The organism is Clostridium sardiniense, from assembly GCF_050584765.1.
GTDB classification, from domain to species: domain Bacteria; phylum Bacillota; class Clostridia; order Clostridiales; family Clostridiaceae; genus Clostridium; species Clostridium sardiniense_A.
In genome coordinates this window covers 897,974-907,278 of record NZ_JBNOOR010000002.1, presented here as the reverse complement: position 1 = coordinate 907,278, position 9,305 = coordinate 897,974, and the positions used below count along the sequence as shown (strand labels likewise).

The 9,305-nt window shown below is 29.4% G+C and carries 9 protein-coding genes, 3 tRNA genes and 1 rRNA gene; 9 read left to right on the top strand and 4 right to left on the bottom strand.

Annotated features, from left to right (window positions below; genetic code table 11):
• The first annotated feature begins 87 nt into the window (after positions 1-87).
• The 4 genes from rrf to ACQPUW_RS13840 all read left to right on the top strand — a co-directional run bounded on the left by rrf (position 88) and on the right by ACQPUW_RS13840 (position 1,387).
• Positions 88-204: ribosomal RNA gene (gene rrf, locus ACQPUW_RS13855) — 5S ribosomal RNA — on the top strand.
• Positions 205-210: 6 nt separating this feature from the next.
• Positions 211-286, top strand: a tRNA-Phe gene (locus ACQPUW_RS13850).
• Between the two features lie 5 nt (positions 287-291).
• A tRNA-Ala gene (locus ACQPUW_RS13845) sits at positions 292-367 on the top strand.
• Positions 368-643: 276 nt separating this feature from the next.
• Positions 644-1,387 carry a peptidylprolyl isomerase gene (locus ACQPUW_RS13840; RefSeq protein ID WP_430838082.1) on the top strand — a complete coding sequence of 248 codons (744 nt, stop codon included), beginning with the start codon at positions 644-646 and terminating at the stop codon, positions 1,385-1,387.
• Positions 1,388-1,457: 70 nt separating this feature from the next.
• Here the strand turns inward: ACQPUW_RS13840 and ACQPUW_RS13835 are convergent, their stop codons facing one another.
• The 3 genes from ACQPUW_RS13835 to ACQPUW_RS13825 all read right to left on the bottom strand — a co-directional run bounded on the left by ACQPUW_RS13835 (position 1,458) and on the right by ACQPUW_RS13825 (position 3,921).
• A complete protein-coding gene (locus ACQPUW_RS13835; RefSeq protein WP_430838081.1) occupies positions 1,458-2,120 on the bottom strand; it encodes an HAD family hydrolase in 663 nt (220 codons plus the stop codon).
• A gap of 93 nt (positions 2,121-2,213) precedes the next feature.
• Positions 2,214-3,563 carry a [Fe-Fe] hydrogenase large subunit C-terminal domain-containing protein gene (locus ACQPUW_RS13830; protein WP_430838080.1) on the bottom strand — a complete coding sequence of 450 codons (1,350 nt, stop codon included), beginning with the start codon at positions 3,561-3,563 and terminating at the stop codon, positions 2,214-2,216.
• Positions 3,564-3,845: 282 nt separating this feature from the next.
• Positions 3,846-3,921: transfer RNA gene (locus ACQPUW_RS13825), tRNA-Pro, on the bottom strand.
• A gap of 505 nt (positions 3,922-4,426) precedes the next feature.
• Between ACQPUW_RS13825 and ACQPUW_RS13820 the strand changes: the two genes are divergently transcribed.
• The 3 genes from ACQPUW_RS13820 (at position 4,427) to rsmI (ending at position 7,494) form a co-directional block, all read left to right on the top strand.
• Complete coding sequence (locus tag ACQPUW_RS13820) at positions 4,427-5,728, top strand: NlpC/P60 family protein (protein ID WP_430838079.1); 1,302 nt, start codon at positions 4,427-4,429, stop codon at positions 5,726-5,728.
• A 159-nt stretch (positions 5,729-5,887) separates the two neighbouring features.
• Positions 5,888-6,649, top strand: a complete 762-nt coding sequence (locus tag ACQPUW_RS13815; protein ID WP_430838078.1) for a tRNA1(Val) (adenine(37)-N6)-methyltransferase — start codon at positions 5,888-5,890, stop codon at positions 6,647-6,649.
• Positions 6,649-7,494 carry a 16S rRNA (cytidine(1402)-2'-O)-methyltransferase gene (gene rsmI, locus ACQPUW_RS13810; protein ID WP_430838077.1) on the top strand — a complete coding sequence of 282 codons (846 nt, stop codon included), beginning with the start codon at positions 6,649-6,651 and terminating at the stop codon, positions 7,492-7,494. Before ACQPUW_RS13815 ends, rsmI begins: the two co-directional genes overlap by 1 nt.
• Before the next feature lie 101 nt (positions 7,495-7,595).
• On the opposite strand, the gene ACQPUW_RS13805 is transcribed toward rsmI, so the two are convergent.
• Positions 7,596-7,835 (bottom strand): AbrB/MazE/SpoVT family DNA-binding domain-containing protein, encoded by a 240-nt coding sequence (locus tag ACQPUW_RS13805; RefSeq protein ID WP_039311870.1) that lies wholly within the window; start codon positions 7,833-7,835, stop codon positions 7,596-7,598.
• A gap of 601 nt (positions 7,836-8,436) precedes the next feature.
• Between ACQPUW_RS13805 and ACQPUW_RS13800 the strand changes: the two genes are divergently transcribed.
• Both ACQPUW_RS13800 and ACQPUW_RS13795 read left to right on the top strand, forming a co-directional pair.
• On the top strand, positions 8,437-9,027 hold the full coding sequence (locus ACQPUW_RS13800) for a DUF1836 domain-containing protein (RefSeq protein WP_430838076.1): 591 nt from the start codon (positions 8,437-8,439) through the stop codon (positions 9,025-9,027).
• Between the two features lie 103 nt (positions 9,028-9,130).
• Entirely contained in the window at positions 9,131-9,277 is a 147-nt protein-coding gene (locus ACQPUW_RS13795; protein WP_204594053.1) for a YvrJ family protein, read from the top strand.
• The last annotated feature ends 28 nt before the right edge of the window (positions 9,278-9,305 follow it).

Below are 9,305 nucleotides of genomic sequence, written 5' to 3'. Positions count from 1 at the left end.
TGACCGATACTAATAGGTCGAGGGCTTGACCAATAGAAAAAGCGATCAACAAAAATTCATGTGCAATTTTCAGAGAATAATCTGAAATCTGGTGATGATGGCATAGAGGAAACACTCCTTCCCATTCCGAACAGGAAAGTTAAGCTCTATAGCGCCGATGGTACTGCACGGGAGACTGTGTGGGAGAGTAGGACGTTGCCAGGTAAGTGTGGCTCGATAGCTCAGTTGGTAGAGCAGCGGATTGAAGATCCGCGTGTCGTAGGTTCGATTCCTACTCGAGCCACCATATATGGGGGTATAGCTCAGTTGGGAGAGCACCTGCCTTGCACGCAGGGGGTCAAGAGTTCGAATCTCTTTATCTCCACCAAATAAAAAGATGTTCAAGATAAGAACATCTTTTTTTATTTGCCCAAATGCAAAAAATAATAGTAAGTGATACAAAAGAATTTTAAAAATTATGCACAGAACGCAATGTGAACTGTGGATATTATCCACAAAAGATATAAAAACTGTGGACAAAATTAATGAATGAATAAAAAATTTACAATAAATGTTTAAGTTCTGCTATTTAGATTGTTAAATGATATATATATTGATAGAATTAGATAGTAGAATAAATTACAGTAGAAAAGGAGATTTTAAAATGGAAAATAAAGTATTAGCAACAGTTGGTTCACAAGAAATAACTGAAAAAGAATTAAATGAAATAATATCAAAGTACCCAGAAGATAGAAGAATGATGTTCGAAAGTGAACAAGGTAAGAAACAATTATTAGAACAAGTTATTTCTTTTGAATTAATGAGCAAATTAGGTGAAGAGTTAAAATTAGACGAAACTGAAGAATACAAAGAAACAGTTAAGCGTTTAGCTAAAGAAATATTAACTCAAATGACTATCGGAAAAATCTTATCAGATGTAACAGTTACTGATGAAGAAGCTAAAGAATACTACGATGCTCATAAGGAACAATTTGAAGAACAAGCTACTGTTTCAGCTAAGCATATATTAGTTGAAAATGAAGGCGATGCTGTTAAGATAAAAGAAGAAATAGACAACGGAATGAGCTTTGAAGAAGCAGCTATGAAATATTCAAGCTGTCCATCAAAGGAACAAGGAGGAAACCTTGGAGCATTTGCTAGAGGAATGATGGTTCCAGAATTTGAAAATGCTGCATTTGAAGCAGAAATTGGAAAAGTTACAGAACCAGTTAAGACTCAATTTGGATATCACTTAATCTTAGTTGATGCTAAAAATGAGCCAAAAACAAAATCATTTGAAGAAGTGAAAGATGCAGTTGTTCAACAATTAATCCAAGAAAGACAACAAAGAAAATACTTAGATGTATTAAAAGAATTAGAAGCTAAATACGGAGTTACTAGAAAGTAATATTAAGTAATTTAAAAAGGTAATTTTCATTAGAAAATTACCTTTTTGTTATATATAAAACTAATATCAATTAAACTACTATTTCTTGAGGTATAATTTCACGAAAATCAGCAATAAAATTATCAGCTACTAAAAGTATCTCATTTTTATCATTTAAGCTTCGAGTATCTTCCACACCTATAACTTTCATTCCTGCCTTTTTTGCTCCCTTAACAGCTTGGATAATATCTTCGAATACAACACATTCTTCAGGAGATACCCCCAATTTTTTTGATGCAAGAAGATATACATCAGGTTCATGTTTTCCAACTGATACTTCATCTGTAATAGTTATTGAATCAAAATAATCATATATTCCGTTATTTTTTAAAACAGCTTCTAAAAGATGAAGAGAATTGCTAGTAGCCAATCCTATTTTAATGTTTGATTCTTTTAAGAAATTAAAAAATTCTATTACACCATTTTTTAATTTTATATCTGTTGAATAGTGATGGTAAGCCATATCACTCCATGATTTCTTTATTTCGTCTAAGGAATCTTCTAATTTGAATCTTTCCTTAAAATATACAGCAACTTGATTAAAACTTAAGTGGCCAATTTCATCATTTAAATTTTCTGGCACCTCTATATTTTTTTCACCAAGATAATCCATATCTATTTGTTCCCAAACCCACATAGAATCAATTAAAGTTCCATCTAAATCAAATATTGCTGCTTTTACGTTATTAAACATATTCTGCCCCCTTTTAAAGCTAAAAATAAACTGTAGAATAAAGTCTTATCCTACAGTAATTATACAAGTATATTTAGTTATATGCTATGTTTTCTAAAAAGTTCTATGAAAAATCTTAGTTTTTTCTGCATCAAGTAAGTCTTCAAAATTTTCGATTCCAAGTCTTTTAAATAAATCTACCAATATATCACTATGTGTAGCTATTTTTATTGGAGATGAATATGCAAAGTCTGTAACCGCTTTTGTTCCTTCCTCAACTGCAATTATACGTTTAGGTCCACCAACGCATCCGCCAACACACCCCATACCTTCTATGAAATTATAATCGCATGAAGAATCTATGACTTCATTTAATAATGCTTTGCACTCTTTTACTCCACTAGCATTTTTACCTATAAATAAACTGGATTTTTCAGGGAATAATTCAGATACAGCTTCAGAAATAGCAGTTGTCACTCCATTTGCTCGTGCATAAATTCTACCGCCTCTAGAAGTATACTCATCTGAAATTGTTTCTGGTAGCGAAGCTGGGTCAATATTAAGAGTATTAAATAAACCTTGTAACTCTTCAAAGGTAAGAACTAAGTCTACATCACCAATTAGGTCTTTTTCTCTTGCTTCAGCTTTTTTTGCTATGCAAGGTCCTATGAATACTACTTTAACGTCTTCATTCAATGTTTTGATTACTCTTGCAGCAGCAATCATTGGTGATACTGAAGGAGTGACATGTTTGACTAAATCATTATATACACCCTTAATCATTCCAATCCACATTGGACAGCAGCAAGAAGTAATTAATAGATCATCTGTGCTATTTACGTGATGATTGAACTCAAAAGCTTCTTTTATTGTAAGCATATCAGCAGCAAAAGCAACTTCTATCATATCTGTAAATCCCATTTTTATGAAAGCTGTTCTTAATTGATCCATAGTAATAGTGTCTCCAAACTGACCAATTATAGCGGGAGCAACGGCTGCAATAACTTTAGTATTATTTTTTAGTAAGTCTAACAGTGGTATAAGTTCTATTTTGTCAAGATATCTTCCGTCATGGCAAGTAGTAACGCATACTCCACAATCAGTGCATAAATCAGTATCAATATATGTATTATTTGAAATTGGATCTTTTAAAATCGCATCAAAAGGACATGACCTTTGGCAAGCTGTTTTTCCATCATTACCTGTATGGCAAGAAGAACTACATTTTGAGATTTTTTCAACGAGCTTACTTTTAACAGAATAATCTGTAATAGCTTTCTTTAGATTATAAATATAATCACCATCTGATTTAACAGAGACACCACATAAAGATGAGATTATTGATTTAATTTCTTCTTCAGAATATTCTTCAGATTTAATAATTTTATTGATTTCTTCATCAAATGTATTATTATAATAAGAAGAAATAAGTTTATTTAATATATCATTATATTTTTTATGCATAAATTTCACTCCTAAAAACTTTTACTCAATATGTTTATATTATTTATATTTTTGACAATAATAATACTTATAATGCTGAAATATTATAAAGAGAGGGAATAAGATATGATGTGGTTTGGCTTAGGATATGTTTTAGTTGTTATAGTAACTTTAGCTTTATGTAAGGCTGCAAGCTCAGATAGGGAATATACTGAAAGATATGATGAAAAAGAAAATTTATAAATATAAATAGAATAAATATAGAAATAAAAAAAGACTATGAGCTAACTCATAGTCTTTTTGTGGTCGGGGTGACAGGTCTCGAACCTGCGACCTCATGGTCCCAAACCATGCGCGCTACCATCTGCGCCACACCCCGTTACAACATATTATATTATATGCAAAAATAGTACAATTGTCAACTTCGTTTACTTTTTATTAAAAAAAACATTACAATTTTGTAATGTTTATGATATTATATAAATATAATATCTATAACAAGGTGTTAATCGAGAGAAAATTTATATTAAATAAACAGGGTTTAAATAATTTTACTTCTTATGTATTAAGGTAAGAAGTTATAAATTATAATAAATAAAGGTCAAGTTATCTAGAGATATATAATTACTAACAGGGCTTAGTTGAAGCATCTTATAAAAAAATATATTTGGAAATAGTTGTATGATAATTGATACAAGCCGATGTAAACAATATCAATTATGATATATATTTACAAAATTGTTTTAAAAAAATGGTTGACTTTAAGGAATATGTAATAATTGAGGTTGTACCATTAAAGATGTGATGATATAATATTAAATGTATTTCTAGTAAGAAACACAGAATTTGAAAGGGGGGTAGGTTCATAAAGAACCGATATACTCATGAGAAAGAAGATTGTTGCTGCAGTTATTGCAGGCATGTTAGTTGTAAGTTCTGCTATACCAGCATATGCTACTCCAACTAACACTGAGGTAAATCAAGTAAGGGATGAATACACAGAATTAGGTGCAAAAATATCAGATATACAACATAAAATAGATGATTTAAACGTTAAAATAGAACCACTAGTACAAAAAGTGCAAAATAATAAAGTTGAAATTTCTAACACTAAGAAAGAAATAGAAACTACTCAAAAAGAAATGGAACAGACTAAAGAGAAAATGAAAAGTCAAGAAGAAGTTCTTGGAGGAAGACTTAGAGAACTTTATAAGTCAGGTGGACAAACTGGTTACCTTTCATTAATCTTTGGCGCAGATAGTTTCTCAGATTTTATAAGTAGATTAGACTCTGCAAATAGATTAGTAGAACTTGATAAGAATGTTGTGGACGAGCTAATTGCAAATCAAAAGAGCTTAGATAGTAAAATGACATCTCTTCAAGATAAGAGTAAGAAACTTGAGCAATTAAACACTGAGACTCAACAAGAATTAGGTAAATTCGAACAATTAAAGAGTGATCAAGAAAAATTAGCAGATGATGCTAAAGCAGCTCAAAAGGAATTCGATTCTAAGTATCTTTCAAAGATGGAAAGACAAATAATAGAACCACAATTAAATGTTATAAACAACTCAAATAGTTCAATTGATGATTTAAAGGGTGCAGTATCACAATTAAAAGATATTAAAAATAATCAAATAAAGAGTCCAACTGTAATTGAAGAAATCAATGCAGCTATAACAAAAGGACAAAATGCAATTTCAGAAAAACAAGCAGCAGCACAAGCAGCTCAAGCTTCACAAAGTGCTCCAAATAGAGGTGGATCAGCAGGTGCTGGATCATCAAATAATGGTGGCGGATCATCAAATGGTGGATCATCATCAAACGGCGGTAGCACTCAATCAGGTAGTGTACAAGCTGTATTAAATATGGCCTATGCACAATTAGGAAAACCATATGTTTATGGTGCAACAGGACCTAGCACATTTGACTGTTCTGGATTTACAAGCTATGTTTATAGCAAGGCAACAGGAATATACATTGGTAGAACAACATATGATCAAATCGGAGCAGGAAGAGCTGTATCAAGAGATGAGCTTAAGCCAGGAGACTTAGTATTCCCACATACAGGACACGTTGGAATATATGTAGGTAATGGTAATATCATACATGCACCTCGTACAGGAGATGTAGTTAAAGTATCACCAATCTGGAGCTTCTACGGAGCAAGAAGAATATTAAATTAGAGTATTTGAATACATTAAAGAGACCTTAGAATTTTCTAAGGTCTTTTGTTATTATACAAATATTATATGCAGTAAAAGGAACAATATTACTGAAGTTGTGAAGTGAATTTTAATAATGTATAATTAAAAAGAAATTCAGATATAGAAGGATGAGTAAATATGGCAATAAATAATAATGTTGAAATAAAAAATAATGAGAATATTGATGACTTACAATTAAATGGATTGATGCTTATACAAAAAACAGATGGTTTTAAATTTGGAGTAGATGCAGTCTTATTATCAGATTTTGCAAATGTAAAAAAGAAGCATAAGGTTATTGATCTCTGTACTGGAACGGGAATAATACCATTTTTATTATATGGAAAGTACAATCCAAGCAGTATAAAAGGAATAGAAGTACAAGAAGATATGGTTGAAATGGCAAATAGAAGTGTAAAGCTAAATGAAACTTACAATATTGAATTTATACATAGAGATTTAAAGGATATAGATTTTTTAAAAACAGTAGAAAAGGCTGATGTAATAACTGTTAATCCTCCATATAAATTAAACAATGCTGGAATAGTAAATCCTTCAGACAAATTATCTATTGCTAGACATGAAGTATTATGTAATTTAGAAAATGTAATAGAGGCATCAAGAATTCTATTAAAGGATAATGGAAGATTATTTATGGTTCATAGACCTGAAAGGCTTGCAGATATAATTACTCTGATGAGAAAATATAAAATAGAGCCAAAAAGAATAAGAATGGTACATCCAAATAAGAATAAAGCTCCTAATATAGTATTAGTTGAAGGTCAAAGAGATGGGGGATCATTCTTAAAATGGGATGCTCCAATATATGTATATAATGAAGATGGAAGTTATTCAGATGAAATAAATAGAATCTATGGCAGAGGAGAGAATAACAAATAATGAGTAATGGGAAATTATACTTAGTTCCTACTCCGATAGGAAATTTAAAAGATATAACATTAAGAGCGCTAGAAGTTTTAGAAAATGCAGATGTTGTTGCAGCAGAAGATACAAGGCAAACAATAAAATTACTAAATCATTTTAATTTGAAAAAAACATTAATAAGTTACCATATGCATAATGAGCAAGGTAAAAGTGGTGAAATATTAGATAGATTAAAAAGTGGAGAGCAAATTGCATTGGTAAGTGATGCTGGTATGCCAGGAATTTCAGATCCAGGAAGCGTTATAGTAAAAAAATGTATTGAAGAAGGCTTAGAATTTGAAGTTCTTCCAGGGGCTACAGCTTTTGCAACTGCATTAATATATTCAGGATTAGATAGTTCAGCTTTTATGTTTAAGGGATTTATTCCAAGAGACACTAAATCAAGAAAGGTTATAGTTGAAGAATTAAAAGATAGAAAAGAAACTTTAATATTTTATGAGGCACCTCATAGATTACTAAGTACATTAGATTTTCTATTAAATAATTTCGGAGATAGAAATATTGCAGCCTGTAGAGAACTTACAAAACTACATGAGGAAATAGTTAGAGGGAATTTGTCAGAAGTAATAGAACATTTCAATAATAATTCACCAAGAGGGGAGTTTGTTCTTGTACTTGATGGGTTAAGTGAAGAAGAAATAGAAAAAGAAAAAAGAGCTGAATTTGAAGAACTTTCTATAGAAGAACATATAGTTAAATATATAGAAGAAGGTTTTAGTAAAAAGGATGCAATAAAAAAGGTTGCAAAGGATAGGAAAGTAGCTAAGAACGAAATATATAAATATTCTACAAATATATAAATTGTAATATAATAAAAAGTCACTGAGTCCGTCTCAGTGACTTTCTTATTATAATATACAAAATATATTTTAGGGGAATATAGTTTGTATTTTAAGTCATATTATCTCTTTAATTCAGCTAAACAGTTTTTGCAGATGTTCTTTCCTTTATAGTTAACAACATCTCTAGCATCTCCACAGAAGATACAAGCTGGCTCATACTTCTTAAGGATGATTTGCTCACCGTCTACATATATTTCTAAAGCATCTTTTTCTGCTATATCTAGAGTTCTTCTTAACTCTATTGGAATAACTATTCTTCCTAGTTCATCTACTCTTCTAACTACACCTGTTGATTTCATAAAAGTTTCCTCCTCAAATTATACATTAATCGTAAAATTGCAAAATTCATCAATATTCGACAATTTACTATGTTATCTTACCAAAATTGTAATTTAAAGTCAACAGTAAAAATATTAAGTTTTATTAAACTACAAAATTTACTATTAAATACTACAATAATTAATATACTACCAAATTCTAGAAATGTCAATAGTTTACAAATTAAATTTTGGTACTCAACTATTATAAAACTAAAAATGGCTTGTTTACAAGGGTTAAAAGGAAAAAATATTAATAAAATACAAAAATTTTTGTAAAAAAGGTGCAAAAATTTTGAATCATATAGAATTAATGGATAAAAAATAGTGAAATAAAAGTCCGAAAATATAAAAATTTGTTGAAAAATAATATAAATTGAGTATATGCATACTAAAAAAATCTATAAATATCATAAAATAATTTAATTAAATGGTGTTTGCGAAAAAAATATGTGTAAATATATGTTTAAATATATGTAATAGGGAAAGAATAAAATATAATAATGGTAAAAGTAACTTGTAATAAGTTTATCTATACTATATAATAATATTAAGACTTATATGGAGGTAAAGGTGAAGATCGATGAGTAACAAAATTAATGCAGATTATATTAATGAACTTGCTGAAGAAATGTCTAAAGGAAGTATGATTTCTTATGATGATTTGCCAAAATATGATTTATTTTTATCTCAGGTTATTGATTATTTAAACGATAAATTTGCTGATGATAAATATACTAATAATATAGTTCAAAATTATATTAAGAGTGAAGTCATAACAAAACCTGAAGATGGCAAGAAAAGAGGATATACTAAAATACATTTAGTTCAATTAGTGCTACTTAGTTATATGAGACCTATACTTACTACGGAAGAAATAAAGAAAGTATTTAGCTTAGCATTTAATGAAATTAATGATAGAACTGATGATATCATATCATGGGAAACAGCATATAAAATGTTTGCAGAAACTCAGAAAGAAAGCTTAGATTCATTTTTATCAACATCTGTAGATACAGAAGAAAGACTAGATGAAATAGTTAAAAAATTAAGTTTAAATGGTAATGAAGAAGAAAGAATTAGAACTTTCTTATTAGTACTATCTTTAATAGCTCAAGCAAGTGTAATCAAAAAGTTGGTACAAAAGATAGTAAATGAATATCACGAAGATTAAATTATAGAGATGATGTTGGTACATCATCTTTTTTATATTTTAAATATTTTTCTTGTAAATTTATAAAGTTGCATATTTATAATTTATAAGGAGGGATGATAATATGGAAAGTTTCATCGAAGTTGCTAGTAATGTAGGGTTTCCTATTGCTATTTCATTATATTTGCTTATAAGAATAGAAGGAAAGCTTGAAACACTAACTAATAGCATAAATAATTTGTCTAATGTTATGAGTAAATTTGAAAAGTAAGATATAATTATAATCAAGGTTAAATTTG